The 25,891-nt window shown below is 73.0% G+C and carries 26 protein-coding genes and 3 pseudogenes; 16 read left to right on the top strand and 13 right to left on the bottom strand.

Translation table 11 applies throughout. The annotated features are described in order from the left end of the window. Positions 1–18 precede the first annotated feature (18 nt). Complete coding sequence (locus AQJ64_RS22870; protein ID WP_055636585.1) at positions 19–2,082, top strand: SpoIIE family protein phosphatase; 2,064 nt, start codon at positions 19–21, stop codon at positions 2,080–2,082. A gap of 127 nt (positions 2,083–2,209) precedes the next feature. Next, positions 2,210–2,923, top strand: a complete 714-nt coding sequence (locus AQJ64_RS22865; RefSeq protein WP_055636586.1) for a hypothetical protein — start codon at positions 2,210–2,212, stop codon at positions 2,921–2,923. On the opposite strand, the gene AQJ64_RS22860 is transcribed toward AQJ64_RS22865, so the two are convergent. Further along, positions 2,916–3,716 (bottom strand): putative protein N(5)-glutamine methyltransferase, encoded by an 801-nt coding sequence (locus AQJ64_RS22860; RefSeq protein WP_055636587.1) that lies wholly within the window; start codon positions 3,714–3,716, stop codon positions 2,916–2,918. The two genes, AQJ64_RS22865 and AQJ64_RS22860, sit on opposite strands and share 8 nt — an antisense overlap. A 151-nt stretch (positions 3,717–3,867) precedes the next feature. On the opposite strand from AQJ64_RS22860, the gene AQJ64_RS22855 reads away from it, so the two are divergent. Together AQJ64_RS22855 and AQJ64_RS22850 are read left to right on the top strand one after the other, a co-directional pair. After that, positions 3,868–4,302, top strand: a complete 435-nt coding sequence (locus AQJ64_RS22855) for a MarR family winged helix-turn-helix transcriptional regulator (protein ID WP_055636588.1) — start codon at positions 3,868–3,870, stop codon at positions 4,300–4,302. A gap of 83 nt (positions 4,303–4,385) precedes the next feature. Further along, positions 4,386–5,174 (top strand): hypothetical protein, encoded by a 789-nt coding sequence (locus AQJ64_RS22850; RefSeq protein ID WP_055636589.1) that lies wholly within the window; start codon positions 4,386–4,388, stop codon positions 5,172–5,174. Between the two features lie 55 nt (positions 5,175–5,229). Here AQJ64_RS22850 and AQJ64_RS22845 read toward each other — a convergent pair whose 3' ends face one another. Both AQJ64_RS22845 and AQJ64_RS22840 read right to left on the bottom strand, forming a co-directional pair. Beyond that, positions 5,230–5,931 (bottom strand): GNAT family N-acetyltransferase, encoded by a 702-nt coding sequence (locus AQJ64_RS22845; protein WP_055636590.1) that lies wholly within the window; start codon positions 5,929–5,931, stop codon positions 5,230–5,232. Next, on the bottom strand, positions 5,928–6,854 hold the full coding sequence (locus tag AQJ64_RS22840) for an NADP-dependent oxidoreductase (RefSeq protein WP_055636591.1): 927 nt from the start codon (positions 6,852–6,854) through the stop codon (positions 5,928–5,930). Before AQJ64_RS22840 ends, AQJ64_RS22845 begins: the two co-directional genes overlap by 4 nt. 169 nt (positions 6,855–7,023) lie before the next feature. On the opposite strand from AQJ64_RS22840, the gene AQJ64_RS22835 reads away from it, so the two are divergent. The 5 genes from AQJ64_RS22835 to AQJ64_RS22815 all read left to right on the top strand — a co-directional run bounded on the left by AQJ64_RS22835 (position 7,024) and on the right by AQJ64_RS22815 (position 11,438). Further along, entirely contained in the window at positions 7,024–7,629 is a 606-nt protein-coding gene (locus AQJ64_RS22835; RefSeq protein ID WP_055636592.1) for a sulfite oxidase-like oxidoreductase, read from the top strand. Next, positions 7,622–8,392 (top strand): ferredoxin reductase, encoded by a 771-nt coding sequence (locus AQJ64_RS22830; protein WP_055636593.1) that lies wholly within the window; start codon positions 7,622–7,624, stop codon positions 8,390–8,392. Before AQJ64_RS22835 ends, AQJ64_RS22830 begins: the two co-directional genes overlap by 8 nt. A 122-nt stretch (positions 8,393–8,514) precedes the next feature. Continuing rightward, on the top strand, positions 8,515–9,102 hold the full coding sequence (locus AQJ64_RS22825; RefSeq protein ID WP_055636594.1) for an Rv1733c family protein: 588 nt from the start codon (positions 8,515–8,517) through the stop codon (positions 9,100–9,102). Positions 9,103–9,200: 98 nt separating this feature from the next. Then, positions 9,201–10,169 (top strand): acetylxylan esterase, encoded by a 969-nt coding sequence (locus AQJ64_RS22820; protein WP_055636595.1) that lies wholly within the window; start codon positions 9,201–9,203, stop codon positions 10,167–10,169. A gap of 102 nt (positions 10,170–10,271) precedes the next feature. After that, positions 10,272–11,438 carry a serine hydrolase domain-containing protein gene (locus AQJ64_RS22815; RefSeq protein ID WP_055636596.1) on the top strand — a complete coding sequence of 389 codons (1,167 nt, stop codon included), beginning with the start codon at positions 10,272–10,274 and terminating at the stop codon, positions 11,436–11,438. Between the two features lie 16 nt (positions 11,439–11,454). Here AQJ64_RS22815 and AQJ64_RS22810 read toward each other — a convergent pair whose 3' ends face one another. From AQJ64_RS22810 to AQJ64_RS22800, 4 genes are all read right to left on the bottom strand, one after another. After that, positions 11,455–12,180 carry a class I SAM-dependent methyltransferase gene (locus AQJ64_RS22810; protein WP_055636597.1) on the bottom strand — a complete coding sequence of 242 codons (726 nt, stop codon included), beginning with the start codon at positions 12,178–12,180 and terminating at the stop codon, positions 11,455–11,457. A 107-nt stretch (positions 12,181–12,287) separates the two neighbouring features. Next, positions 12,288–13,280: a hypothetical protein gene (locus tag AQJ64_RS51040; RefSeq protein WP_107103421.1), complete on the bottom strand. Its 993-nt coding sequence runs from the start codon at positions 13,278–13,280 to the stop codon at positions 12,288–12,290. Next, the gene (locus tag AQJ64_RS51035; protein WP_107103422.1) at positions 13,259–14,041 is read right to left on the bottom strand and encodes a hypothetical protein; all 783 of its coding nucleotides are present in this window, start codon (positions 14,039–14,041) and stop codon (positions 13,259–13,261) included. Before AQJ64_RS51035 ends, AQJ64_RS51040 begins: the two co-directional genes overlap by 22 nt. Before the next feature lie 272 nt (positions 14,042–14,313). Then, positions 14,314–14,847, bottom strand: a complete 534-nt coding sequence (locus AQJ64_RS22800) for an SDR family NAD(P)-dependent oxidoreductase (RefSeq protein ID WP_276206700.1) — start codon at positions 14,845–14,847, stop codon at positions 14,314–14,316. On the opposite strand from AQJ64_RS22800, the pseudogene AQJ64_RS22795 reads away from it, so the two are divergent. The 4 genes and pseudogenes from AQJ64_RS22795 to AQJ64_RS22780 all read left to right on the top strand — a co-directional run. Further along, a pseudogene (locus AQJ64_RS22795) lies at positions 14,827–15,105 on the top strand (cyclase family protein); the annotation flags it as partial. The gene AQJ64_RS22800 and the pseudogene AQJ64_RS22795 sit on opposite strands and share 21 nt — an antisense overlap. A gap of 8 nt (positions 15,106–15,113) precedes the next feature. Then, positions 15,114–16,478 carry an FAD-binding oxidoreductase gene (locus AQJ64_RS22790; RefSeq protein WP_055636599.1) on the top strand — a complete coding sequence of 455 codons (1,365 nt, stop codon included), beginning with the start codon at positions 15,114–15,116 and terminating at the stop codon, positions 16,476–16,478. A gap of 232 nt (positions 16,479–16,710) precedes the next feature. Next, positions 16,711–17,379, top strand: coding sequence for a LysR substrate-binding domain-containing protein (locus tag AQJ64_RS22785; RefSeq protein ID WP_240512807.1), 669 nt, complete (start codon positions 16,711–16,713; stop codon positions 17,377–17,379). Positions 17,380–17,418: 39 nt separating this feature from the next. Then, the gene (locus AQJ64_RS22780; RefSeq protein WP_055636600.1) at positions 17,419–18,201 is read left to right on the top strand and encodes an SDR family NAD(P)-dependent oxidoreductase; all 783 of its coding nucleotides are present in this window, start codon (positions 17,419–17,421) and stop codon (positions 18,199–18,201) included. Between the two features lie 48 nt (positions 18,202–18,249). On the opposite strand, the gene AQJ64_RS22775 is transcribed toward AQJ64_RS22780, so the two are convergent. The 6 genes and pseudogenes from AQJ64_RS22775 to AQJ64_RS22755 all read right to left on the bottom strand — a co-directional run bounded on the left by AQJ64_RS22775 (position 18,250) and on the right by AQJ64_RS22755 (position 22,928). Further along, the gene (locus AQJ64_RS22775; protein ID WP_211286501.1) at positions 18,250–19,197 is read right to left on the bottom strand and encodes a hypothetical protein; all 948 of its coding nucleotides are present in this window, start codon (positions 19,195–19,197) and stop codon (positions 18,250–18,252) included. A gap of 134 nt (positions 19,198–19,331) precedes the next feature. Continuing rightward, complete coding sequence (locus tag AQJ64_RS22770) at positions 19,332–20,849, bottom strand: MFS transporter (protein WP_059202942.1); 1,518 nt, start codon at positions 20,847–20,849, stop codon at positions 19,332–19,334. Beyond that, complete coding sequence (locus AQJ64_RS22765) at positions 20,846–21,262, bottom strand: VOC family protein (RefSeq protein WP_059202941.1); 417 nt, start codon at positions 21,260–21,262, stop codon at positions 20,846–20,848. Before AQJ64_RS22765 ends, AQJ64_RS22770 begins: the two co-directional genes overlap by 4 nt. A gap of 6 nt (positions 21,263–21,268) precedes the next feature. Beyond that, positions 21,269–21,610: an SDR family oxidoreductase gene (locus tag AQJ64_RS51780; RefSeq protein ID WP_280529282.1), complete on the bottom strand. Its 342-nt coding sequence runs from the start codon at positions 21,608–21,610 to the stop codon at positions 21,269–21,271. 91 nt (positions 21,611–21,701) lie between these two features. Beyond that, positions 21,702–21,977: pseudogene (locus AQJ64_RS51775) on the bottom strand (SDR family NAD(P)-dependent oxidoreductase); the annotation flags it as partial. Between the two features lie 81 nt (positions 21,978–22,058). After that, entirely contained in the window at positions 22,059–22,928 is an 870-nt protein-coding gene (locus AQJ64_RS22755; RefSeq protein WP_059202940.1) for an alpha/beta fold hydrolase, read from the bottom strand. A 98-nt stretch (positions 22,929–23,026) separates the two neighbouring features. Between AQJ64_RS22755 and AQJ64_RS22750 the strand changes: the two genes are divergently transcribed. The 3 genes and pseudogenes from AQJ64_RS22750 to AQJ64_RS46255 form a co-directional block, all read left to right on the top strand. Beyond that, positions 23,027–23,476: a MarR family transcriptional regulator gene (locus AQJ64_RS22750; RefSeq protein ID WP_244902683.1), complete on the top strand. Its 450-nt coding sequence runs from the start codon at positions 23,027–23,029 to the stop codon at positions 23,474–23,476. Positions 23,477–23,745: 269 nt separating this feature from the next. Beyond that, complete coding sequence (gene rho / locus AQJ64_RS22745) at positions 23,746–24,888, top strand: transcription termination factor Rho (protein WP_059202939.1); 1,143 nt, start codon at positions 23,746–23,748, stop codon at positions 24,886–24,888. Between the two features lie 82 nt (positions 24,889–24,970). Then, positions 24,971–25,870, top strand: a pseudogene (locus AQJ64_RS46255) (D-alanyl-D-alanine carboxypeptidase family protein); the annotation flags it as partial. Between the last annotated feature and the right edge of the window lie 21 nt (positions 25,871–25,891).

Below are 25,891 nucleotides of genomic sequence, written 5' to 3'. Positions count from 1 at the left end.
GCGGAGGCGGTGCGTGGCATGAGTGCGGCAGTCGGATCGTCCACGGCCGTGGGCGGCGCCCCCGCCCTGCCCAGCGGGCTGCTGGACGTACTGAACGTGGCCTCGGTGGTGCTCGACACCAAGGGGCGCGTCGTGCTCTGGAGCCCGCAGGCCGAAGAGCTGTTCGGCTACACGGCGGACGAGGCGCTGGGCCGGTACGCGGCCCAGGTGATGATCCACGAGCGCCATGTCGACCTGGTCGTCAAGCTGTTCGCCGACGTCATGGCGACCGGCCGGAGCTGGGCCGGGGCGTTCCCCGTCCGCCGCAAGGACGGCTCCACCCGGATGGTGGAGTTCCGCAACATGCGGCTGGTCAACGACCAGGGCACCGTCTACGCCCTGGGACTCGCCGCGGACCGGTCGACGGTGCGCCGGCTGGAGCGGGACGTGGCGCTGTCCACGCGCATGGTCGCGCAGTCCCCCATCGGTCTGGCCGTGGTCGACCCGGATCTGCGGTTCGTCTCGGTCAATCCGGCGCTGGCGCGGATCAACGGCCTGCCGCCCGAGGAGCACCTCGGCCGCCGGATCCGCGAGGTGCTGCCCTCGGTGGACGCGGACGCGCTGGAGATGGCGATGCGGGAGGTGCTGCGGACCGGGGAGCCGCTCGTCGACCGGTCCACGGTCGGCCGGACCGGGGCCGACCCGGACCGGGACCACGCGTGGTCGGTCTCGCTGTACCGGCTGGAGGACGCGCGCGGCACCGTGCTGGGCGTGGCCGCCTCGGTCGTCGACGTCACCGACCAGTACCGGGCGGGCCTGGAGGCGGAGGCGGCGCGGCGCAGGCTCGCGCTGATCGCCGACGCCTCGGCCCGGATCGGCACCACCCTGGACCTGGAGCGCACCGCCCGCGAACTCGCCGAGGTCGCCGTGCCGGAACTGGCGGACGTGGCCTCGGTGGACCTGCTCGACGACGTGGTGGCGGGCCGCCCCTTCGGCCCGCACGCCACCGAGGCGGCCGCCATCCGCTCCCTGGCGGTCCGGGCCGTCGACGCACCCGAGGCGCTGCGCGCCGCCGCCCCGGCCGGACAGGTGGTCCGCTACGCCGCCGACCAGCTGGTCACGGAGTGCGTCCGCACCGGGCAGCCGGTCGTGATCGCGCGGGTCGAGGAGGCGGACCTGGCCCGGATCGCGCCCTCCGCCGAGGCGGCCGGGCTGCTGGCCCGGGCCGGGGTGCACTCCTGTCTGGCCGTCCCGCTCATCGCCCGCGGCGAGGTGCTCGGCGCGCTGGACCTCAAGCGGATCCACAACCCGCTGCCGTTCGGCCGGGACGACCTGCTGCTCGCCCGGGAACTGGCGGCCCGCGCGGCGGTGCAGATCGACAACGCCCGCTGGTACCAGAACGCCCGTACGACGGCACTCACCCTCCAGCGCAGCCTGCTGCCCAGCCATCCGCCGGTCACCGGCGGCCTGGAGGTCGCCTCGCGCTACCAGCCGGCGGGCGCCACCACCGAGGTCGGCGGGGACTGGTTCGACGTCATCCCGCTCGAGGACGGCAAGACCGCGCTGGTCGTCGGCGATGTGATGGGCAGCGGCATCGACGCCGCCGCCACGATGGGCCGGCTGCGCACCGCGACCACCACCCTGGCCTCCCTCGACCTCGACCCAGCGGTGCTCCTGGAGCACCTCGACCGGATCACCCAGGGCCTGGACCACTCCATCGCCACCTGTGTGTACGCCGTCCACGACCCCCGGCTGGGCCGCTGTCGCATCGCCAACGCCGGCCATCTGCCGCCGGCCCGGGTGCGCCCGGGTGCGCCACCGGAGCTGCTGGAGCTGCCCACGGGCGCGCCGCTGGGCGTGGGCGGGGTGGCCTTCTCGACGACCGACGTCGCGTTCACCCCCGGCGACCTGCTGGTGCTGTACACGGACGGGCTGGTGGAGACCCGGCGGCACTCCCTCGACGAGCGCCTGGACGCGCTGCTCGCGCTCCTGGGCGATCCCCAGCGGCCGCTGGAGGAGCTCTGCGACCATCTGCTGTCCGAGCTGCACCACCCCGACAACCACGACGACGTGGCACTTCTCGTGGCCCGGGCCCGCGGCTGAGAGCCGGGCGGCCCGATTCACAGGGATTTATTACCGCTTCCTTATCGCGCCGATCCGACAATCACAGTGAGGAGTGCCAGCCGTTTCCAGCCGTGCCCGCCGGCCGGGCCGAGGAAGGTGAGCCGTGATGCAGGAGCATGAGCAGCCGGAAGAGGTCGAGGTGCTCTCGGGTCCGGGCGGCGAGGAGCGCGAGCCGGGCGCGCTAGGGCGGCGCCGGCCGGTGCGCGGTCGGGCGCTGATCGCGGCCACGACCGTCGCGGTGCTGGCCCTCGGCGGCACGGTCGCCTACGCGGCGGCCTCGGGCGGCTCGTCCGGCGGCTCCCCCTCGGCGTCCCCGTCGGCCCCGTCGCCGTCGTCGCCGTCGTCGCCGTCGGAGGGGCCGGGCGGCGGGCACGGGCGCGGCGGACCGTGGTTCGGCTTCGGGTTCGGCGGCGACGCGGCGCACGGCGAGGCGACCGTGAAGGACCGTGACACCGGCAAGTGGGTCGTACGGGTCTGGCAGCGCGGCACGGTCGAGAAGGTGGACGGCGACCGGGTCACGGTGAAGAGCGAGGACGGCACCTCGTGGACCTGGACGGTCGGTGCGGACGCCACCGTGCGCACCGACGGCGGCTCCGGCTCGGGAGCGTCCGCGCTGAAGAAGGGCGACTCGGTGGTCGTCGTCGGTTCCCGCTCGGGCGGCACCCACACGGCGGCCCGGGTCGTCTCCGGCGACTTCTCCGACTTCCGAGGCCGTGGTCCGGACAAGGACGACCGGCACGGCGGCTTCCCGGGGCACGGCCCGTGGAACCGCGGGGACGACGGCTCCCCCGGCCCCACGGGCAGCGGCGCCGCTACCTGACCCGGGTCCCCAGCACCACGTGGGCGTTCCGCTCCTCGTCCTCGGCCGGACGGACCGTCAGACCGGCGCGGGCGAAGGCCTCGACGGCGGCCGGGGTCTGCCGCTCGCTGGTCTCCACCAGGAGGATCCCGCCGGGCGCCAGCCACTCGGGCGCCCCGGCGGCGACCCTGCGCAGCACGTCGAGTCCGTCGCCGCCGCCGTCGAGGGCGGTGCGCGGCTCGTGGTCGCGGGCCTCCGCGGGCAGCAGGGGAACCTCGTCGGTGGGGACGTACGGCACATTGGCGGCCAGGATGTCGACCCGGCCCCGCAGCCGGCCGGGGAGTGCCTCGAACAGATCGCCGTGATGAGTGTGGCCGCCGTGGGCGGCGACATTGGCGCGGGCGCAGCGCACCGCCGCCGGGTCTATGTCGGCCGCGTGCAGTTCCACCGCGCCGAGCGCCGCGGCGAGAGCGGCGCCGACCGCGCCCGAGCCGCAGCACAGGTCCACGACGACCGAGGCGTGCGGGGCGTGCGCGAGGGCCTGTTCGACGAGGAACTCGGTGCGGCGGCGGGGCACGAAGACACCGGGTTCGACGGTGATCCGCAGACCGCGGAACTCGGCCCAGCCGACAACGAGTTCGAGCGGGTGCCCGGCCACGCGGCGCGCCACCATGGCGTCGCGTTCGGCGGGTGTACGGGCGGTGGAGAGGATCAGCTCCGCCTCGTCCTCGGCGAAGACGCACCCGGCGGCGCGCAGTGCGGCGACGACGGCGTCACGGGGGGAGGACGGAGCGGACGGAGAGGAGAGAGACATCGAAGGACGAACACCTTTCGGGGAAACGAACGGCGGTAATCGGTCTCACCTCCTCGCGTCGCACGGGCCGTGAGGTCCACGGCCGGTCGATCACTTTAGCACCCCCGCTCCTGGAGTTGTACTATGCAACCAAGAACATGAGGGAGCCCCCATGCAAGCAGCCGAGGCCGTGGAGACCATCCAGCGGGAGATGACGGTCTTCGCCCGGCGCGCCCGCGCCTCCGCGGGCCGGCTGCACCCCGAGCTGTCCCTGGTGTCGTACACCCTCCTCGGTCATCTGGAGGAGAGCGGCGGGTGCCGGGCCACGGACCTGGCCGCGCTCCACGCCCTGGACAAGTCGACGGTCAGCCGCCAGGTGGCCGCCCTGGAGCGGGCGGCCCTGATCGAGCGCCGGGTCGACCCCGAGGACCACCGCGTCCAGCTCCTCCATCTCACCGACGCCGGCCGCCGCATCCTCGCCCAGGTCACCGAGAGCCGCCGTGCGGCCTTCCGGGAGCGGCTCGCCGAGTGGCCGCCGGGGGACCTGGAGCGGTTCGCGGAGTACCTGGTCCGGTACAACGCGTGGGGCGCCCCGCCCGCCGGATGACCGGCCGGGGGCCCGGTTGTCAGTGCCGTGCGGTTCACTTCCTCCTGTACGTCACTCTTGCACCGTGTCCCGGGAGTTCGCCCATGTCCGACGCCCACCCGACCCCGCCGGCCGACACCTGGCGGGACACCCTCGCCCAGGCCTTCGGCGAGGTCGTCGGCCGCCCCCTCTCCTCGTTTCCGGACGTTCCCTACGGCGCCTACTACACGGGCAACTTCCTCGCCGAGAGCGAGATGGACCAGGAACCGGCCTGGGTGGACCGCGCGGCGCTGGCCGGTGAGGAGCCCGTGCGCCTGGACCATCTGCTGCTGACGCCACCCGGTGACTGCGACGAGACGGTCCTGGTCTTCGACGCGAGCCGGTCCCTGTTCACCGTGGATCCGGCCGCGTTCCCCGCCGGGCTCGCCGAGGAGCTCGCCGCGCCCGGCCCGGTCCACGGCGACCTGCTGTCCGGCGCCGAGCTGGGCCGGATCGCCGGCCGTCACGGCGTCGACCTCGCCTCCGCGGGCCTGCCCGGCAGAGCCTGGACGGTGTGGGAGGCCCGGATAGCCTCCGGCGACACCCTTCTCGACGCCCTGCGCGCCGCCACCGGGCTCCATGCCACGACCGGCCCGCACGACGTGCCCGCCGGCCTCGGTGACGCGGCCGACGAGGTCGGCGAGGAGGCGCACGAGCGGGTCGCCGCCGTCCGGGACGACGGTCTGCGCGACTACCTGGCCGCGTTCTGCGACCCCGAGTCGCACGACCTGGCCCTGAGTCTCCACGCCATGCGGGACGCGGAGGACGACGAAGAGACCGACGGCACGCTCGTCATCCGCTGGGAGGGCGCGGTCGACCAGTACGAGGTCACGGTCCGGCGGGCGCACGGCTGACCCGGCCGTCGGCCAGGAGGACCGCACCCGGGTCTCCTGACCGACGGCCGCCCGCCTACGGCACCAGCGCCCCCGGGCGCTCCGGTGTCCGCGCCGCCAGGAACGCGGTTCTGCGGCGCAGGCGGAAGCCCAGGGACTCGTAGAGGCGGATGGCGCCGGTGTTGCCGGCGCCGGTGTGCAGGAACGGGGTCTCGCCCCGTGCGCGGATGCCGTCGGCGACGGCGAGGATCAGCCGGGTGGCGAGGCCCTCGCCGCGGTGGGCCGGGTCGGTGCAGACCGCGCTGATCTCGGTCCAGCCGGGCGGGTGGAGCCGCTCGCCCGCCATGGCGATCAGGGCGCCGTCGCGGCGGATGCCGAGATAGGTGCCGAGTTCTATGGTGCGCCGCTCGAACGGTCCGGGCTGGGTGCGGGCGACCAGGTCGAGCATCTCGGGGACGTCGGCGGGACCGAGGCGGACGGCCTCCGGGTCCGGGGCCGCCGCGAGGCCGTCGTCCACGAGCTGGACGCCCTCCACCTGGAAGGTGATCTCCCAGCCCTCGGGGACCTCGCCCCGGAAACCGGGCAGCGGCACCTCCGCGCCGGGACCGGCGAGGGCCGCGAGGTCCGCCCAGTCGTCGGCGTCCGGTTCGTCCGGCAGGGCCAGCCAGGGCGAGACGTCCACCGGGTAGCGCAGCACCCTGCCCCGGCGCTCGGCGAAGTGCGCGTGCGGCCCGGTGAGGGAGGCCAGCGCGGGGTTGTCCAGGATGTGCGCGCTCATCCGGCGACCTCGATCACTGTCTTGCCCTGCGCGTGCCCGCTCTCGACCTCGCGCAGGGCCTCGTCGGCCCGCTCCAGCGGGAAGGTCCGGGTGATGTGCGGGTCCAGGTCTCCGGCGACGACCAGGTCCGCGACGGCCCGCAGGACGTCCGCGCTGCGGGCCCGGAGCACCCGGGCGCCGCCCAGCGCCTCGACCTCCTCGGCCGGGGCACCGGCGGTGATCAGTTTCGCGGGGTCCTTCACCAGGGCGGCCGCGGTGTGCAGCACCTCGCCGCCGACGAGGTCGTAGACCCCGTCGACCCCGTCCGGGGCGGCGGCCCGGACGCGTTCGTCCCAGCCGGGTCCCGAGGGGACGTGGACCACGCCCAGCGACTCCAGGAGGGCCTTCTTGCCCTCGCCCGCGACACCGACGACCCGCACCCCGAGGGCCCGGGCGATCTGGACCGCCGCCACGCCCACGCCGCCGCCCGCGCCCGTCACCAGGAGTGTCGCCCCGGCGGGCAGGCCGAGCTGGTGGACGCCGTCGTAGGCGGTCGCGGCGGCCACGGGGAGGGTGGCCGCGGCGGCGAAGGACAGGGCGGCCGGGCGGTGCGCGGTGATGTCGGCCGCGAGCAGGGCGTACTCGGCGTAGCCGCCCGCGACGGCGGTGCCGAACACCTCGTCGCCGGGCGCGAACCCGGTGACGCCCTCGCCGGTCTCCTCGACCACGCCGGCCACCTCGTTGCCCAGCACCGAGGGGAACACCCGCTCGGCGGTGTCGCCGGGGCGCCGGTAGCCCTGGCGGAGCTTCCAGTCGACGGGGTTGACCCCGGCGGCGCGCACCGCGACGAGCACCTCCCCGGGGCCGGGACTCGGCCGGTCCACGTCCACGAACGCCTCGGTCTCCGGTCCGCCGTACCGCGTGAAGACGTACGCCTTGGGCATCTTCTTCCTCACTCTCCTTGCGCTGCGTCCGGAGCACGGGCCCCGGCACCGATCGCCAAGGAGCGGCGCCCGGCGGCTATTCCCGGAGCCGCGCAGAGTTCATACGGCCGCAATGATGGGTGCGCTGACCTGGGACGGAGCACCCACGACAACAGCGTACGGTTGAAGCATGAACGTCACCCGAGGCTTCACCGGGCGCGCCCGTGTCGACAACCCCGGTCTTCCGCCGGGGCAGTACGACGCGGGCGACGACTGGCCCGTGCTCTCCGCCGAGGTCACCCCCGACCTCTCCCCCGCCGACTGGACCTTCCGGATCGACGGGCTGGTCCGGGAGCCCCGGACCTGGGGCTGGGACGAGGCGCACACGCTGCCGGAGTCGGCGTACGAGGGTGACATCCACTGTGTGACCAGCTGGTCGAAGTTCGGGGTGCGGTTCGGGGGCGTGTCGCTGGACGCCTTCCTCGACGCCGTGGGGGTGCACGCGTCGGCCACGCACGCCGTGGCGTACGCGCACACCGGGTACACCACGAACCTGCCGCTGGCCGACCTCACCGGCGGGCGGGCCTGGATCGCCTGGGAGTACGACGGCAAGCCGCTCGCCGCGGAGCACGGTGGCCCGGCCCGGCTGCTGGTGCCGCATCTGTACTTCTGGAAGAGCGCCAAGTGGATCGCGGGCCTCAGCCTGCTCGACCACGACGAGCCGGGGTTCTGGGAGCAGAACGGCTATCACGAGCGGGGCAACCCCTGGGAGGAGCAGAGGTACTCCGGTGACTGAGACCACCGCCTCGCCCGTCTTCGTTCCGCCGACCCGGTTCGCCGTGCCCGGCCGGATCGCGGTGAGCAACCGGACCGCCGCCGTGTGGCAGACGGCGACGCTCACCGAGATCCGCCGTGAGACCCCGCACGCGGCGACCTTCCGGTTCGCGGTGCCGGCCTGGGCGGGACATCTGCCCGGCCAGCACCTGATGCTGCGGCTGACGGCCGGCGACGGCTACACCGCCCAGCGGCACTACTCCCTGGCGTCCGCGCCCGACGACGAGGGACACGTCGAACTGACCCTGGACCATGTCGAGGGCGGCGAGGTCTCCGGCTGGTTCCACACACGGGCGCGGCCGGGTGACCGGGTCGAGGTGCGCGGTCCCCTCAGCGGCTTCTTCGCCTGGCCCGGCGACCGGCCCGCGCTGCTGATCGGCGCCGGCTCTGGGGTCGTCCCGCTGATGTCGATGGTCCGGCACCGGCGGGCGCGCGCCCTGGACGTGCCGCTGCGGCTGCTGGTGTCGGCGCGCGGCCCCGAGGAGCTGATCTACGCGCGCGAGTACGGCGCGGAGACCACGCCCGTCTTCACCCGGCGGGGGCCGGCGGGCGCGCCCGTGGGACGGCTGGGCGCCGCGCATCTGCGGCCGGTCTTCGAGGAGCTCCCGGCCGGCGGCTGGGAGGCGTACGTGTGCGGGTCCAACGCCTTCGCCGAGCACGCCTCGCGGCTGCTGGTGGCCGCCGGACAGCCGGTGGACCGCATCCGGATCGAACGCTTCGGCTGAGCGGCCGGAGACGCGTCGGTGGCACCGCGCATCCGGCCGCAGGGCCGGCTCCGGGTCGCGGATGTACTCCAATGGGGGTACGACTTTCATGTGGGCGCTCGCGTGACGGCGAGGAGGTCGACATGCGAAGCCGGATGCATGGCTGGCGGTGGCGGAAGAACCCGCTGCGGCGCCGGTCGGACGTGGTGGAGGCGTGGACGGCGCTGGCCGTCGCCGTGCTGCTGCTGGTCGCCGTGCCGCTGGCCGGGGCGGTGGCCGGCCTGTGGGCCCATGACGAGGCACGGACCGTCGCGGTCCAGCAGCGGGCCGAGCGGCACCGGGTGCGGGCGGAGGTCGTCGGGCGGGTGCCCGAGAACCTGCCCTCGGCGGACGGGGTGCGGCAGCGGACCTACCGGGTGACCGTGCGCTGGACGCCGCCCGGCGGGACGGCGCGCACGGCCGAGGCCCGGGTGCCCGAGGGCACCCACAAGGGGGACCTGGTGAACGTGTGGTTCGACGCGCACGGCCGCAGCGTTCCGCCGCCGCCGACCGGTACGGCGGTCTGGCAGCACACGCTCACCATGGGTGCCTGTGCGGCGGGCGGAACCGCCGCCCTGGTGCTGCTCGGCCACACCGTGATCCGCCGGGTGGCGATGCGGCACCGGCTCGACGAGTGGGACCGGGAATGGACGCGCACGGAACCGGAGTGGACGCGTCGCAGGCCCGCCTGAGGACGGCGACGGCTCCGGCGACGCGCTCTGGCGAGGCCCGCTGAGGGGCACGTACGGTGTGATCATTCGTATGGCCACTTAACAAAAGGCGGTCCTTCATGGCCCTGTTCGACCTGTCCCTCGAGGAGCTCCACGAGTACCGCAGCGAGTCCGCCGAACCGCAGGACTTCGACGCCTTCTGGTCCAAGACGCTCCAGGAGGCCCGCGAGCACGACCTGGACGCACGCTTCGAACGGGTCGAGACGGGTCTGTCGACGGTCGAGGTGTACGACGTGACGTTCGCGGGGTACGGCGGGCACCCGGTGAAGGGCTGGCTGAAGGTGCCGGCCGCCGCCGAGGGGCCGCTGCCGCTGGTCGTGGAGTTCATCGGGTACGGCGGCGGGCGCGGTCTGCCGCACGAGAACCTGCTGTGGGCGTCGACCGGCCGGGCCCACTTCGTGATGGACACCCGGGGCCAGGGCAGCGCCTGGGGCGGCGGCGGTGGCACCGCCGACCCGGTGGGCGGTGCGCCCTCCTACCCCGGTTTCATGACCCGGGGCATCGACGCGCCGGAGCACTACTACTACCGCCGGGTGTACACGGACGCGGTGCGCGCGGTGGAGGCGGCCCGGGCGCACCCGCTGACCGACGCGGGCCGGACGGTGGCGCTGGGCGCGAGCCAGGGCGGCGGCATCACGATCGCCGTCGGCGGTCTCGTACCGGACCTGGTGGCGGTCGCGCCGGACGTGCCCTTCCTGTGCGACTTCCCGCGCGCGGCGACACTGACGGACCGTCACCCGTACCGTGAGATCGGCCTGTTCCTCAAGACCCACCGGGGCCGCACCCAGGACGCGCTGCGCACCCTGTCCTACTTCGACGGCGTCCACTTCGCCGCGCGCGGCACCGCGCCCGCCCTGTTCTCGGCGGCGCTGGAGGACCAGACCTGCCCGCCGTCGACGGTGTTCGCCGCGTTCAACGCCTGGGCGGGGGAGGACAAGGCGATCGAGGTGTACGAGTTCAACGACCACGAGGGCGGCGGCCCCTACCAGGAGGCGGCCAAGGTGCGCTGGCTGCGCTCGTACGCCTGAGGTCGCGGCACACCCCTTCCCTCCAGTCCGACCAGTCGGTACGTTCAGGGAGCCCGGGCCGCGCGGTGGCGGTCCGGGGTTCCGGCGTACCACGGAGGGCCCATGTCCGAGCACGTGCCACAGGTTCACGGCCACTGCGACGCGCGTTTCACGGCGGTGCGCACGGCGTTCGAGGAGAACTTCCGCGACCGGGACGAGCTGGGCGCCGCGGTCGCCGTCACGGTCGACGGGGTGCCGGTGGTGGACCTGTGGGGCGGCTGGGCCGACGCGGCGCGCACGCGCGCGTGGGAGCGGGACACCGTGGTCAACGTCTGGTCGACGACGAAGGGCCCCACCGCGCTGTGCGCGCACATCCTGGCCGACCGGGGGCTGCTCGACCTGGACGCGCCGGTCGCCGCGTACTGGCCGGAGTTCGCGGCGGCGGGCAAGGAGAACGTGCTGGTACGGCATCTGCTGTCGCACCGGGCGGGGCTGTCCGGGCTGCGCGAGCCGCACACGCTGGAGGATTTCTACGACTGGGAGACGACCACCGCGCGCCTCGCGGCGATGGAGCCCTGGTGGGAGCCGGGCACCCGGTCCGGCTATCACGCGTTCACCTACGGCTTCCTGGTCGGGGAGGTCGTACGGCGGGTGTCGGGGCTGCTGCCGGGGGCGTTCCTGGAACGGGAGGTGACCGGGCCGCTCGGGATCGACTTCACCGTGGGGCTGCCGGAGAAGGAGGCCGGGCGGGTCGCCGAGCTGGTGCCCCCGCAGGCCCCGCCGGCCAGTGGACAAGCCGCCGTCTTCGCCCAGTTGGCGCCCGCGGCGATCGCCGCCCTGGCCAATCCGCTGGTCGGGGCCGCCGAGGCCAACTCGCCCGCGTGGCGGGCCGCGGAGATCCCCGCGGTCAACGGCCACGGCACGGCCCGCGCGGTCGCCGCACTCTACGGCGTCGTGGCCGGGCGCGGCTCCCACGGCGGTCACCGGGTGCTCTCCGCCGAGGCGGCCGAACGGGTGCGCGAGGGGCAGGGGGCCTGCCGGGACCTGGTGCTGGGCGTCGGGCTCGCGCACGACACGGAGATCGCGCTGGGACTGTGGCTCAGCGGCGCCGACGGCTCCTACGGGCCCAATCCGCGCGCGGTGGGCCATGACGGGTTCGGCGGCTCCTGCGGGCTCGCCGATCCGGAGGCCGGGGTGTCGCTCGGCTACGTCATGAACCGCATGGGGCCGAGGATCGCGGACGACCCGCGCAAGATGGCCCTGGTCGACGCCCTCTACAGCGCCTTGTGACCGCCCCGGCCCGGATTCACGCCACCCGCCGGGCCTCGACCATGCGGACCCGTGGGCTTCCGTCGCCGCGCGTGCCGAACTCGGGCAGCGTACGGAGGTCCACGCGGAACCCGGCACGCTCCAGTTCCCGCCGTACCTCGCCGAGCCGGAAGGCGCGGTAGTACATCACGAACGGCGGCCGCCACACGGCGTTGCGCACCCGCATCACGGCGTCGAAGCCGAGCAGCATCCAGAAGGCGGGGTCCGCGGGGCGGGGCGGGGCGAGCACGGGGAACGCGAAGCGTCCGCCCGGCCGCAGCACCCCGTGCACCTGGGCGAACAGACCCGGCAGTTCGCGCGGCAGGAAGTGCCCGAACGCGCCGAAGCTGACGACGAGGTCGAAGGCGGCCGTGAAGGGCAGGGCACGGACGTCCGCGCGCACCCAGGACACCCGCACCCCTGTCTCGGGTGCGCGTCCGCGGGCCTCGCCGAGCATGCCCGCGCTGAAGTCGACACCGGTCGCGCTGCGCGAGCAGACGCTCGCGAGGACGCCCATGCCGGCGCCCGTGCCGCAGCACAGGTCGAGGCCGTCGTCGTAGGGGCCGGACTCCTTGAGAGCGGCGGCCACGGCGGACAGCACCGAGTCCGGGGTGCGGAAAGGGGTGTGGTCGAACTTGGGCGCGAGGAGGTCGTAGCCGTGCTCGACGGACGACAGGGCCTGGACGGCGAGTTCGCGCAGGCCGGGGCCTTCGGGACTGAACATCGCCCTCAGCCTACGGCGCCCCGGCGCCCGATGGCGAGCGGCAGTCCACCTCGCGCAGGAGGCGGAGACCCGGTCGGCCCCCGCCTCCTGATCGGCCGCTCCCCGGGTCAGGCGACCGTGAGGGTGAGCGCGCCCGTGTAGGTGCTGCCGGGGGTGATCGCGGTGACCGTGCCGTCCACGGTCAGGGTCACCGCCTTGTCGCGCGGCGCCTGCACGGCCGCGTCGGCGGCGAGGGTGAGGGAGGTCAGGTACGAGGTGCCGGTGACCGTCCAGGTGGAGCCGGCGGCCAGGGTGACGACCGCGCCGTTGTTGACGGCGGCCTGGACGGTGTTGGTGACGATGCCGAGCTCGTGGAAGCGGGAGGCGTCGATGGACGGCACCCGGTGCTTGGTCCTCGTCGCCGAGACCACGCCTTCGAGGGTGGCGCCGTCGAAGGTGAGGACCATGTTCTTGCCCTTGCGCATGCCGTTGCAGAAGTCGCCCTTCAGCTTGATGTCCGTGAAGGTGGCGGCGCCGTCGGCGGAGTGGACGGCGGTGACGTCGAAGGAGGAGTCCTTGGCGGGGTCGGTGGTCGGCTCGGTGTAGACGCCGACGTTCATCATCTTGCCGTCGACGTTGACCGGGCCCGGGTCGTCCAGCTCGATCATCTGCAGGATGACCCCGTCGCGCGGGTTGAGCCGGGCGCCCTTCGAGCCGTCGACCGTGATGGCGGTCTGCTGGCCCTTGTTGAGGAAGGTGGCGCGCTCGGAGTTGACGACGGTTCCGCCGTCGAGGGTGAGCGTCCCGGCGCCGAAGAACATGTAGCCGAAGTGGCCCGAGTTGACGACCGTGTTGCGCACCGGCAGCGCCGTCAGCTCGGCCGCCGTCAGACCGAGTTCCAGCTCGGTGTTGAGCGCGGCGACGGCGTCCCGGCCGCTGTCGCCGTAGTGCACGACGGCCGCGGGGCCCGCGATGATGGTGGCGTAGCTGCCGACGTCGAAGCGGGAGCCGAGGACGCGGACGGTGGCGTCGCCGATGGCGTACGTGCCGTAGCCGTACGCCCCGGTGTTGCCGACATGGCTGTTGATCGCCGTCAGCTTCAGCCCGCTGCCGCCCTCCACCGACAGGGCGCCCCAGGTCTCCGAGAAGACCGTGGAGCTGAGGTAGGTGGCCCGGCTGTTCCTGCGCCGTCGTTGGAGATGACCGCGGTGCGCACCACGCCCTTGGTGCTGATCCGGGCGCCCTCGACGACGAGGGTGGTGGCGGAGCCGTCGCCGACGACGGCCGCGCCGTACCCGGCGAAGTCGCACCGGCCGTTGCGCGTCAGGGAGATGACGGGCCGCTGGAGCGTGTACGTGCCGTCCTGCACGAAGAGGCCGTCGAAGCACTCGCCGGTGGAGGTGATCGACACATCGCGGGCGAGGGTGCCGGTGAGCTTCCCGCCCTGTACCGCCGCCGGCACCGACCGCTCGCGCACGACACCGCCGGCGTCGACGTACAGCGCCTGCCGGAAGGGGAAGGTGAGGGTCTCGTAGGTGATGTCGTTCGCGGCCGCCACGGTCAGCACGACGTCCCCGCGGTAGGTGCCGGGCCGGACGACGGTGGCCATGCCGCCGGTGGCGGTCAGCTTCTGGCCGGTCTCGACGCCGTCGACGGTCAGGGTGAGCCCGTATCCCCCGGGGGCGGTGAGCGTGCCGCCGTCGGCCACGGTCAGCCGCTTCAGCCGGGTGGTCGCGGCGACCTCGTACGTCTCGCCGGAGCCCACCGTCAGCTGCCGCCCCGACGTCACCGGCGCGGCCTGCGCGGATCCGACGGGCACCAGCAGGGCGCCGGCCGTGGCGGTGCCGGCGATCAGGAGGGAGCGTCGGGTCATCAGCGTCATGACTTGCCTTTCCACGGATTCGGGTACGTCGTCACGCGATGTGACGAACCGGCCGCCGGACAGGGGGCAGCAACGGTTCCGCGTGGGGCACCTGGGGTGCGTACGAGGGAGTGAATCAGCCCTGGAAATAGGCCGATAGGGCTGGCACACACCCATCCCGGAACCCGATGCCCTGGATCGGGCGGATGGGTTGACAGGGATCACACAGCGTGGCGAACGCACGAAGGGGGCGGTGTGACACCGCCCCCTTCGACACGTACGCCGGTCTCCGTTCAGGCCGGTGCGATCATCCCCGCCGACAGGTCGATGTCGGCGCCGCACAGCCCCGGCATCGCCAGCATGGCCACCAGGGCCCGGGCGACCTCGTCCTCCTCGACCAGCCGGCCCAGGGCGGCCCGGGACACGAAGTCCCGTTCGGCCTCCTCGGCCGTGCAGCCGGTCAGTTCGGCGGTGAGCCGGAAGTTGCGGTCCATGCGGGGGCCGCGGACCGGCCCCGGGGAGAGGGAGTTGACCGCGATTCCCCGGGGGCCGACCTCCCCCGCGAGGGTGCGGGTCAGGCCGAGCAGGGCCATCTTGGAGGCCGTGTACGGGGTGCGGTTCAGCAGCGGGCGTTTACCGCTGACGGAGGCCACGTTGACGATGTCGCCGCGGCCGGCCGCCAGCATCGGCGGGAGGAAGGCCCGGCACAGCAGATAGACCCCGCGGACGTTGGCGGCGAACACGTCGTCCCACTCGTCGGGTTCGATGTCCGTCAACGGCTTCACCGGACCCGCGACTCCGGCGTCACCTCGCTGGGCTGGCTGCACCGCACGGAGCTGGCCGCGATCGCCTCCGACACCTGGGGCCTGGAGGTACGGCCGTACGAGTTCGCCGAGCCGGCGATGTCCCCGCTGCACCAGATCGCGATCCCCAACATGGGCCTGCCGCTGGGCGAGATGTGGGACCTGGAGGCCCTCGCGGAGGACTGCGCGGCCGACGGTGTGTACGAGTTCCTGCTGGTCGCGGCGCCGCTTCCGGTGACCGGAGCGGTCGGCGCCCCCGTCAACCCGATCGCGGTCAAGTGAGGACGCGCGTGAACAGGTTCTCCGGCACTCTGCACCTGCCCGGTGACGACGGCTTCGAGGAGGCGGTCCTCGGCCGGGTCTTCAACGCGCGCCGCCCGTCGGACCGTATGCCCGCGGCGGTCCTGACGGCCGTCTCCGAGGAGGATGTCGTCGAAGGCGTACGGCTCGCCCTGGAGCGCGGCTGGCAGGTCGCCGTCCGCTCCGGCGGGCACAGCTGGGCCGCCTGGTCGGTGCGCGCGGACGCGCTGCTGATCGACCTCGGCGGCTTCCGTGAGCTGGCCTACGACCCGGACACCGCGATCGTGACCGCCACGCCCGGCGTCAAGGGCGGCGACGAACTCAACCCGTATCTCGCCGGGTTCGGCCGGTTCTTCAACGGCGGGCACTGCCCCTCCGTCGGCATCGGCGGCTTCCTGCTCCAGGGCGGACAGGGCTGGAACGCGCGCGGCTGGGGCTGGGCGGCGGAGAACATCGTGGCGATCGACGTCGTCACCGCCGAGGGCGAGCTGGTGCGCGCGGACGGGACGCACCACAGCGATCTGTTCTGGGCGGCGCGCGGCGCGGGCCCCGGTTTCTTCGGTGTCGTCACCCGCTTCCATCTGCGCACCCGCCCCCTCCCCCGGCACCTCGCCCACACGGTCCACGCCTACCCGCTGGATCTGTTCGACGAGGTCATGACCTGGCTGCACGGTATGCACCACACGGTGTCCGACCTGGTGGAGATCGTCGCCCTCACCCAGACCCCGCCGGGCTCCGGCTCGCCCGTCCTGCTGGTCACGGGGGTGTCGATGACGGACACCCCCGAGGAGGCGGCCGAGGCGCTCGCCCCGCTGCACGCCAACCCCTTCGCGGAGCGGGCCCTGTTCCGGGTGGAGGCCGAACCCACCACGTTCGCGGCGCAGTTGGAGAACCAGCGGACCGCGAACCCGGAGGGTCACCGCTATCTCGTCGACAACGCCTGGCTGACCGGTGAGGCGGCGGAGGTGGTGCCCGCGATCCGCAGGGCGTTCACCGAGCACCCCACCCCGGGCACCTTCACCATCTGGTTCTCCATGGCGCCGCTGCGCCGACTGCCCGACATGGCCTTCTCGTTGCAGTCCGAGATCTACTGCGCGGCCTACGTCGTCCACGACGACCCGGCGCGCGACGGCGAGCTGCGCGCCTGGCTGGACGCGGCGATGGCGGCGATGCAGCCGGTGACCGCCGGGCAGTACCTCGGCGACTCCGACTTCACCGTGCGGCAGCTCAGGTTCATGGGGGACGCGCAGTGGCGGCGGCTCCAGGGGATCCGGGCCGCCCGCGACCTCGAGGGCGTGTTCGCGGGCTACCTCAGCGCGGGGACCGTCACCAACACCAACCACTGGGAGCAGTGAGGCATGCGTTTCGCGACATACGTGTACGAGGGCATGGAACGCGCCGGAGTGGTCCGGGACGGCGTCGTGCACCCGCTGCCCGAGGGCGTCACGGTCCTGCGGCTGCTGGAGGACGGCGTCCTGTCCGCCGCCGGGGCCGAAGCGCTGTCGGTGGAGAGCGGGTTGACGGTGGATCAGGTACGGCCCCCGGCACTTCGACCCGGCGCGCAGCCGCCAGCGGTTCTCCGTCGTCATGTCCGACTATGTGATGACGGTGTTCGTGGAGCCGCTGCTGCGGGTCATCGCGGCCGAGGCGCCGGGGGTGCGGATCGACTTCCATCCGATCGTCGACGGGCAGCTGGAGACGGAGACGCATCTGCGCTGCCACGATCTGATGATCGTGCCGCTGGGGTACCAGCTGCCGGGGGTCAGCGAGGCGGTGATGCACGACCGGTTCGTCTGTCTGGTCGACCCGGGCAATCCGCGGCTCGTGGACGGGCGGCTCAGCCTGCGCGATCTCGCCGAGATGCCGCACGCGGCGTGCTCCATCGGCAAGAGTCACACACCGGCCGACCGGCAGCTGGAGACCCTCGGCATCACACCGAAGGTGCAGGTCAGCACGCCGGGCTTCAGTGTGCTGCCGTTCCTGGTGAGCGGCACGGACCTGGTGGCCCTGGTGCCGGAGCGGCTGGTGCGCCGCTACGACGGGTTCGCGCGCTGTGCCGTGGTGGAGCCGCCGTTCCCGGACGTCCCGCTGGTGGAGGCCATGTACTGGCATCACAACCGGCACGCCGACCCCGCGCACCGCTGGCTGCGGGAGACCGTGCGCAGGGTCGGGGCCTCGCTGGACGAGCCGGTGATCGCCGATGTGGATGACAGCCATGGGGAACACGCGTTTCCGGAGCTGTCCGCGGCTTCCTAGCGTGGACGGGTGGGAACCCGTACCGACCCTGGAGGAGCCGTGAGCCGTACCCGTCTGGCCGGACGCACCGTCGTCGTCACCGGAGCAGCGCAGGGGCAGGGGGCCGCGGAGGTCGCGGCGGCCGCCCGGGAGGGTGCGACGGTGATCGCCACCGACGTCCTGGACGAGGCCGGTGAGAAGCTCGCGGCCGCCCTGCGCACCGACGGTCTGGAGGTGTCGTACCGGCGTCTGGACGTGTCCTCGCCGGACGACTGGGCCGCGCTCGCGGACCGGCTCGATGTCGTGCACGGTCTGGTGAACAACGCGGGCATCCCGGTGCGGGCCCGTCTGGGCGAGGTCGAACTCGCCGACTGGGAGCGGGCGTTCGCGGTGAACACCACCGGCGCGATGCTCGGCATCCAGGCCCTGGCGCCACTGATGCCGGCCGGTTCGTCCATCGTCAACGTGGGTTCCGTGGCCGCGCTGACCGCCCATCACGCGGTGGCGTACACGGCCAGCAAGTGGGCGCTGCGGGGGCTGTCGAAGGTGGCGGCGCTGGAGCTGGCGCCGCGCGGCATCCGGACGAACCTGGTGCACCCCGGCTATATCGAGACCCCGCTGATGGCCACCGCGAACCCGGTGTTCGTCGCGGCGCACCTGGCGATGACGCCCCAGGGCCGGGCGGGCTCGGTGGAGGAGGTCGCCCCGCTCGTGGTGTATCTGCTGTCGGACGAGGCGTCGTACGTCAACGGCGCGGAGATCACCGTGGACGGCGGGTACGCGGCGCACGGCGGGGTGAAGGCGATCACGAACGCGCTGGACGCGCCGGTGGCCGACCGCTGACGCGGTGGCGGCCACCGTTCCGCGGGAACACGGCGGCCCTGGCGGACCTCAGTCCTTGAGGTCCGCCAGGGTCGTCCTCGTGTCCGTCCTCAGCATGTCCGAGACCTCGTCGAGGGTCGGCGGGTCGGTGTCGGCGTCGTACGAGGAGTAGTAGGCGCTGTAGCTCATGGTGTACGTCACCCAGCCGTCCCGGACGGCGAGCGTCGCGTAGAGCGAGCCGCTCGACGAGCCGGAGGTGGTGTCGTTGCTGACGAGGTAGGCCTCGTCACCGATGCCGGTGACGGTCTCCACGTCGTAGCCGGTGTGGCTGTCGCCGTAGTTCTTCCAGGCGGCCGTGAACTCGGGCCCCGGATCGGTCTTCTTGTGCAGGTCCAGCTGGGCGTAGAGGTACGCGTCCGCGTAGGTCGACGTGGTCTTCTTCAGGCTGATGCTGCACAGGCCCTCGTCGAGGGCGTCGTCCTCGAGCCGGTTGCGGGTCGGGGCGCCGTCGTTGGTCGGGTACTCCTCCTTGAAGGACGAGTAGTCGATGGCGTTGCACAGGTTCGACGGCGCCGTGTAGCCGGCCAGGTCCGCCTTGTCCGCGCCGGCGATCAGGAAGACACCGGCCGCCCAGGCGGCGGAGGCCACCAGCGCGCCGAGGGCGGCCCACAGGACGGCTCTCCCGGCGCCGCCGCCTCCGCTGGCGGGCGGGGGTCCGACCACGGGGTACGGGCCCTGCTGGAGGTAGGGGTTCCCCGGCTGGGGCTGGGGCGGCTGCCCGGGCTGCCCGGGCTGTCCGGGCTGTCCGGGCTGTCCGGGCTGGGCGGGCACACCGACCAGGGTCGGCTGGGCGTAGACGCTCTGTGGGGCACCCTGGGGTGCGGGCGCGGCCGGCGGGAATCCCAGCGGGCCGCCGGGGCCCGGCGTCTGCGGGCTCGGATAGGGGTAAGCGCTCGGCGGGGCCGGAGCGTCGGACGGCGGTGTGGGCTGCTGTGGAGGCTCAGGCGGCGTGGACATGACGTGAAGATAATGGTCTGATGGCAGTCAAGTCCCTTGACGTGATAGATCGTTACGCTCTAGGGACATCTGCCGTAAACATCGGAGAGGCCAGGTTTTCACCCGGCCTCTCCAGTGCGCTGTGCTGTGGCGGATCAGGCGGACGCGGTCTGCACCGGCGCCGTCACCGTCGCGCGGGCGGTGTTCCTGCGGACGAGCAGCAGGGTGACCAGCGCGCCCAGCAGGGAGGCGCAGCCGCAGATCACCACGCCGAGGGACATGCCGTGGGCGAGGGCGGTCTGGGCGGCGGCCCTGGCGCTCTCGCTGCCGGCGTTGACGACGGCGAGCGGACCGGCCGCCGCCTCCATCCCGGCGTCGGCGCCGCTGAGCTTGCCGACCAGCGCGGAGGACGCGGCGCTCATCGCGACCGTGCTGATGACGGCGGGGCCGAGGCCCTGACCGAACTCGCGGACCAGACTGGTCGCGCCGCTCGCCATGCCGGTCATGTGGAGCGGTACGGCGTTCACGGCGGCGGAGGTGAGCGAGGAGACGACGCAGATGAAGCCGATGCCGAGCAGCAGCACCGGGCCGATGAAGGCGGCGAGGGAGGTGGTGGTGATGGGCAGGGCGGCGATCCAGAACTGGCCGGCGGCCATGGGCAGCAGACCGCCCATGAGGAGCCAGCGGGGCTCGACACGGGTGAGCATCCGGCTCAGGACCGGGGCGAGGAGCAGCGGGACGAGCTGGAGGATCACGAACGGCATGCCGGCCCGCAGGGGGCTGAGGTGCATGACGGCGCCGAGGCGGATGGAGACGCAGTAGGCGGTGCCGATGAAGCCGAACATACCGGCCAGCGCGACCACGGCGGCCGCGGCGAACGAGGGGATCTTCAGCAGGTCGAGGTTGAACATGGGCGACGCGGCGCGCTTCTCGGCGACCACGAAGGCGACCAGGGCCACGGCGGCGAGGGTGAGGGCGCCGACGATGGCCGGGCTGCTCCAGCCCCGCTCGCCGCCCTCGATGACACCCCAGAGCAGGGCGGTGAGACCGACGGCGACGGTGATCTGTCCGGGCCAGTCCAGGGCGCGGCCCTCGGGAGCCTTGGAGTCGGTGACGAGGAACTGGCTGGAGACGGCGACGGCGAGGCCGAGGAGGACCGGCGGCACGAACGCCCAGCGGAAGTCGGCGACCGTGGCGAGCAGACCGGAGGACAGCGGGCCCACCGCCGAGGCGAGGGAGATGCTCAGCGCCCAGGTGGACACGGCCTTGGCACGGTCCTTCTCGTCGGGCGTGGCGGCCGCGATCACGGCGAGGGAGCTGGGGAAGAGCGCCGCGGCGCCGACACCGGCCAGGGCCTGGCCGATCCAGAGCATGGTGATGTTCTGCGAGAGGGCGTTGAGGAGCTCACCGAGCGCCAGGACGAGTCCGCCGAGCACCAGCAGCCGCTTACGGCCGAACAGGTCGCCCACCACACCGAAATTCAGCTCGAGAATCGCGGTGGGAAGAATGAACGCCGAGGTGACCCAGGCGACCTGGGAACCGGAGGCACCGAATTCCGCCTGGATTTCTCCGTTGATGGGAGAGGGGACGGTAATACACAGCTGTGCGGCGGCAACGGCCAGACAGCAGGCTATGAGAGTTCCCCTGTCGAGTCTTTTCAGCACGCTTGTCATTCCGTACTCCGTCGCTCTATGAGTTCGATGAGATTTCCCTCGGGGTCGATGACCCAGGCCATGCGCACACCGGGCTCGGGGGACGGTCCGGGTGCGAGGGCCTCGCCCGCTCCCGACGCCCGCAAGGCGTCGTAGACGGGGTCGAGTTCGGGGGTGGTCACCGCGAAGTGGCCGTATCCCTCGGTGAGGGCTGCGGTCACCGGATCGGGGGCCCTGAGGCCCGGTGCGGAACCGGTCCTGGCCAGCAGTTCCAGGCGCCAGCCGTGCGGATGCTCCAGGACGACACCGCTGAGGCCGGGTCCGTCGAGCCGGAACTCGAAGACGGCCTCCAGCCCGAACGCGGCCTTGTACCAGGCGGTCTGGGTGGCGAGGTCGCGGACGTTGACGCCCACGTGGTCCAGTCGCGTGTCCATCCGGGCTCAGCCGGCCATGGCGCTGTCGCCGCCGTCGACCATCAGGTTGGCGCCGTTGACGAAGGCCGCCTCGTCGGAGCAGAGGAAGGCCGCGGCGCGCGCGATGTCCTCGGGTTCGCCGACCCGCCCGACCGGGATCCGGGCCTCCAGCTGGGCCTTCGGCCCGTTCGGGTCGTCGAGGAAGGGGGCGGTGGCGGAGGTGCGGGTCATGCCGGGGGCGATGGTGTTGACCCGGATGCGGTGCGGGGCTCCGGCCGCGCACAGGTGCTTGCTCATCGCGAGCACCCCGCCCTTGGCGGCGCCGTGCGGCACCATCGGCAGGAACGGGGCACCGCGCACGGCGGCCACGGACGCCACGTTCGATGTCCAGCTCGTTCCTGATGGTGAAGTACCAGTCTTCGGCGGGCATGGACTCGAACGGGCCGTTGCGCAGCGCGGAGGCGTTGTTGTACAGGATGTCGATCCCGCCGAAGGCCTCGATTCCGGCCTCGATCCACTCCCGCGCCCCGTCCTGCGTGGACAGGTCGACGGGGGCGAGGGACCGCATGACGCCCCCGGCCTTCTCGACCAGTTCGACGGTCTCGGCCGTGCTGCCCTCGTCGATGTCACAGCCGAATACCAGCGCACCCTCAGCCGCGAATACCTGTGCCGCGGCCCGGCCGATTCCGGCTCCTGTTCCACTGATGAAGGCGATTTTCCCGGCCAGTCGACCCATGATGGCGAAGTCCCTTGTTCATGCCGCCCGAGTGCGGTGGTGGCAGCGTAGGGAGGGGATTTCACCGGAACAAGAAATGTGTCAGCGCGGGGGCATCGGGGGTTCGTATGGCTGGTATGCGGGGGACGCCCCCAGCGTCGTGCGGAGGGTCTGCGCGAAGCCCTTCGGGTGGGTGATGTTGCCGTTGTGACCGCCGGGGAAGTGGATCAGTCCGGTGCCGAGTCCGGCGGCCAGTTCCTCGGCGCAGCGGTAGTCGAAGACGGTACGGGGAGTGGTGCGCCCGGCGGCGGGGACGATGCGGACGGGGCCCGCGTCGAGGGCGCCCAGCTCGGCGGGGGTCAGGTCCGCGTGGCGCATGGTGAGGGCGTCGTGACGGACGAAGAAGTCGAAGTTCGCCTCGCGGGAGGCGTCGAGCGGGGCGAGCCGGGCGCCCGGCTCGGCCTCCTGCCGGGCGGGGTCGATGCCCAGCAGCTCGCCGATCCGCCGTACGCCGGCGATGCAGCCGTCCCGCTGGAACACGGCCCGCATCTCGTCCAGCTCGGCCCGGGTGCGCAGCCGTTCCGCCTCGGGCAGCAGGCCGGGGATGGCGGGCTCGTGCGCGACCAGGGTGCTCAGCCGCCCCGGATGGCGGGCGGCGAGCCGCAGCCCGATGACGGCTCCCATGCTGCAGCCGAGCATGAGCGCGGGCCGGTCGGTGAGTGCGGCGAGCAGCCGGTGCACGTCGTCGACGTGCTCGTCGAGGCCGGCGCCGGAGCCGGGCTCGTCCAGGACGCTGCGGGAGAGGCCGCGGCGGTCGTACGTCACCACGGTGTACGCGTCGACCAGGTGGTCGACCATCGCGTCGCTGCGGTTGGCGTCGCCCTCGCCGCTCTGCGAGACGAGCAACAGGGGTCCGTGGCCGCGGACTTCGTAGTGCAGCGTGGCGCCGGGGACGGTCAGGGTGGACTGCATGGGGACTCCTCGGGGGCGTACGGGCCGACCCCCTCAAGGTAATCCATCATTTGTGATGCATCAAGAATGATGCATCCGATCGGATGTAATCTGCCTCCATGAACGGAGTGGAGCTCTTCCTGCTGGGTCGCACCTTGATGAAGATCGGCGAGGAGGCCATCCCCACGGAGGGCGTCGGCACCCACTCGACCAGCACACGGTCGATGCTGATCGTGCTGCTCGACGTCTACGCGCACCCCGACACCACCGTCGGCGAGATCACCACCCGCACCGGCCTGCCCCAGAGCGCGGTGTCCGGCTGCGTGGCCCGGCTGAAGGACGTGGGGTCGGTCGTCACCGCACCGGATCCCGCCGACCGGCGCCGGACCCTGCTGCGCCGCAACCCGGAGGTCTCGGAGCGGCGTGCCGAGGTCGCCGCCACACCCATCGAGGCCGCGCTCGGCGCGGCCCTCGGCACAGCGGACGCCGACGAGATCGCCCGGACGGTCACCCTGCTGGAACAGCTCGCCGAACTTCTCTCCCCCGACGTACTCGGTCGACTTCGCTAGGGCATACGTGTTATGGTCCTCCCAGTACTTGTGTAAGTCCCCGTCGGGGCGCGGTACTGAGTCTCCTTCAACCAGCTGATCCGCCCGCCGTTCTTCCGGCCGGCGCAGTGGCTTTCCCGCACCACCTCGTCAGCGGCTCCGTGCCGCCGTGTCCGAGGTGCTGCTTCCCGCCGCCCGAGGTGCGCTACGCGCCCTCCCCTCGCGGCCCCACCCCCTTCCTTCGCATGCCTCATCCCTCATGCCTTCCGTCCGTGAAAGGACAGACCATCATGACCACCACACTCGAACACCCCCCTGTGCAGCAGCCCCCGGCCCGGGTCGCCGCCGGTGTCCTCGACATCGACGCGAGCGGGAAGGGGCACCTGCGTGCCGCCGACTGCCTGCCCACGCCCGCCGACCTCCAGGTCCCGGCCGCCCTGATCCGCCGTCACGGACTGCGCAAGGGCGACCTCGTCGAAGGGGTGCGCGGCACGCAGCGCGCCCTGACCGAGGTGGCGCGCGTCAACGGCCGTACGCCCGAGGCCCTGAACGGCCGCCGGCACTTCCGTGACCTCACTCCTGTCCACCCCCACCGGCGACTTCGTCTCGAACACCCGGCCGCCGGACTGGCCGGGCGGGTCACCGATCTGATCGCGCCCGTCGGCAAGGGCCAGCGCGGGCTGATCGTCGCGCCGCCCAAGACCGGCAAGACCGTGCTGCTCCAGCAGCTCGCCGCCGCCGTCACCGGCAACCACCCCGAGGCCCGGCTGATGGTGCTGCTGCTCGACGAACGCCCCGAGGAAGTCACCGACATGCGGCGCTCGGTGCGCGGCGAGGTGTACGCCTCCACCTTCGACCGGGCGCCCCGGCAGCACATCGCCCTCGCCGAACTCGTCGTCGAGCGGGCCAAGCGGCTCGTCGAGGCGGGCGAGGACGTGGTGATCCTCCTCGACTCGCTGACCCGGCTGTGCCGGGCGCACAACAACACGGCCGCCGCCGGGGGCCGTACCCTCAGCGGCGGCGTCGACGCGACCGCGCTGATCGGACCCAAGCGGTTCTTCGGGGCCGCCCGGGCCGCCGAGGAGGGCGGCTCGCTCACCATCCTCGCCACCGCGCTGGTCGAAACGGGCTCCCGCGCCGACGACTTCTTCTTCGAGGAGCTGAAGAGCACCGGCAACATGGAGCTGCGCCTCGACCGCGAACCGGCCTCGCGCCGTGTCTTCCCGGCCGTCGACATCAACGGCTCCGGCACCCGCCGCGAGGAACTCCTCCTCTCCCCCGCCGAGTTGACCGCGACCCGCGGACTGCGCCGGGCACTCCAGACCCGCGACGGCCAGACGAACCTGGAGACGCTCCTGGAGCGGCTGCGGGAGACCCCCGACAACGCGACGTTCCTGCGGCGGATCCAGCCGACGCTGCCCTCGGCCCGCTGAGCGTGCGGCATCCGGGTGCTCACTGACCGGCGCACGGCACGGGCAGCACGGGGAACGCCTCCCGGATTCCTACGTTGATCATATGAAGATCGGATTCCCTTCTCGGGTCGGACTGTCGGCCGGTGTCTTCTGTGCGGCAGGTGCCCTGGCCCTCGGGCCCACCGCGGCCGCCGCCCCTCCCGGAGCCGGCCCCGGCCCCGCGACGGTGCGGGCGCGGACGCCGGAACGGGCGCACGCCCCGAAGCCGTCGCTCCTCTTCCGTCCCGGTACGCAGGTCAGACCCCGCCGCGGTGCCCCCGAGGTCCCCGACCTCTCGGCGCTGTCCTGGCTGGTGGCCGACGCCGGGAGCGGCGAGGTGCTCGCCGCCGCGAACGCGCACCGCAAGCTGCCGCCCGCCAGCACCCTCAAGACCCTGTTCGCGCTCACCGTGCTGCCGGTCCTGCCCGCGGGCGTCCGGCACGAGGTGTCCGAGGAGGAACTCGCGGACATCGGGCCGGGCAGCAGTCTCGTCGGTGTCGCCGAGGGGCAGACGTACTCGGTCGCCGATCTGTGGCGCGGGGTGTTCCTGAACTCCGGCAACGACGCCGTGCACGTCCTGGCCGCCCTCAGCGGCGGCTGGCGGGCGACGACCGCGCGGATGCAGGAGAAGGCGCGGGCGCTGGGCGCGCTGGACACCCACGTCCGCTCACCCGACGGCTACGACACGCCGGGGCAGGTGTCGTCGGCGTACGACCTGGCGGTGTTCGGCAGGGCCGGGCTGCGCCGGGCGGACTTCTCGCGGTACTGCGGCCTGGCGGAGGCGACCTTCCCCGGGCGGGCGGGCGGGTCGTACGGCATCGCGAACACCAACCGGCTGCTGACCGGGCACGACGGCGTCGAGCCGTACCCGGGGCTGATCGGCGTCAAGAACGGCTACACGAGCAACGCGGGCAACACCCTGGTCGCCGCCGCCCGCCGGGGCGGGCGCACCCTCCTCGTCACGGTGATGAATCCGCAGCGAGGC

Source organism: Streptomyces griseoruber, assembly GCF_001514205.1.
Lineage (GTDB): Bacteria > Actinomycetota > Actinomycetes > Streptomycetales > Streptomycetaceae > Streptomyces > Streptomyces griseoruber.
Note: the sequence above shows the minus strand (reverse complement) of the source record. Positions and strands in the feature narration are given on the sequence as shown.

Coding starts and splice junctions, on each gene's coding strand:
- AQJ64_RS22870 (WP_055636585.1), top strand. CDS start 19: ATGAGTGCGGCAGTCGGATCGTCCACGGCCGTGGGCGGCGCCCCCGCC.
- AQJ64_RS22865 (WP_055636586.1), top strand. CDS start 2,210: ATGCAGGAGCATGAGCAGCCGGAAGAGGTCGAGGTGCTCTCGGGTCCG.
- AQJ64_RS22860 (WP_055636587.1), bottom strand. CDS start 3,716: ATGTCTCTCTCCTCTCCGTCCGCTCCGTCCTCCCCCCGTGACGCCGTC.
- AQJ64_RS22855 (WP_055636588.1), top strand. CDS start 3,868: ATGCAAGCAGCCGAGGCCGTGGAGACCATCCAGCGGGAGATGACGGTC.
- AQJ64_RS22850 (WP_055636589.1), top strand. CDS start 4,386: ATGTCCGACGCCCACCCGACCCCGCCGGCCGACACCTGGCGGGACACC.
- AQJ64_RS22845 (WP_055636590.1), bottom strand. CDS start 5,931: ATGAGCGCGCACATCCTGGACAACCCCGCGCTGGCCTCCCTCACCGGG.
- AQJ64_RS22840 (WP_055636591.1), bottom strand. CDS start 6,854: ATGCCCAAGGCGTACGTCTTCACGCGGTACGGCGGACCGGAGACCGAG.
- AQJ64_RS22835 (WP_055636592.1), top strand. CDS start 7,024: ATGAACGTCACCCGAGGCTTCACCGGGCGCGCCCGTGTCGACAACCCC.
- AQJ64_RS22825 (WP_055636594.1), top strand. CDS start 8,515: ATGCGAAGCCGGATGCATGGCTGGCGGTGGCGGAAGAACCCGCTGCGG.
- AQJ64_RS22820 (WP_055636595.1), top strand. CDS start 9,201: ATGGCCCTGTTCGACCTGTCCCTCGAGGAGCTCCACGAGTACCGCAGC.
- AQJ64_RS22815 (WP_055636596.1), top strand. CDS start 10,272: ATGTCCGAGCACGTGCCACAGGTTCACGGCCACTGCGACGCGCGTTTC.
- AQJ64_RS22810 (WP_055636597.1), bottom strand. CDS start 12,180: ATGTTCAGTCCCGAAGGCCCCGGCCTGCGCGAACTCGCCGTCCAGGCC.
- AQJ64_RS51035 (WP_107103422.1), bottom strand. CDS start 14,041: ATGACGCTGATGACCCGACGCTCCCTCCTGATCGCCGGCACCGCCACG.
- AQJ64_RS22785 (WP_240512807.1), top strand. CDS start 16,711: ATGTCCGACTATGTGATGACGGTGTTCGTGGAGCCGCTGCTGCGGGTC.
- AQJ64_RS22775 (WP_211286501.1), bottom strand. CDS start 19,197: ATGTCCACGCCGCCTGAGCCTCCACAGCAGCCCACACCGCCGTCCGAC.
- AQJ64_RS22770 (WP_059202942.1), bottom strand. CDS start 20,849: ATGACAAGCGTGCTGAAAAGACTCGACAGGGGAACTCTCATAGCCTGC.
- AQJ64_RS22765 (WP_059202941.1), bottom strand. CDS start 21,262: ATGGACACGCGACTGGACCACGTGGGCGTCAACGTCCGCGACCTCGCC.
- AQJ64_RS22755 (WP_059202940.1), bottom strand. CDS start 22,928: ATGCAGTCCACCCTGACCGTCCCCGGCGCCACGCTGCACTACGAAGTC.
- AQJ64_RS22750 (WP_244902683.1), top strand. CDS start 23,027: ATGAACGGAGTGGAGCTCTTCCTGCTGGGTCGCACCTTGATGAAGATC.
- rho (WP_059202939.1), top strand. CDS start 23,746: ATGACCACCACACTCGAACACCCCCCTGTGCAGCAGCCCCCGGCCCGG.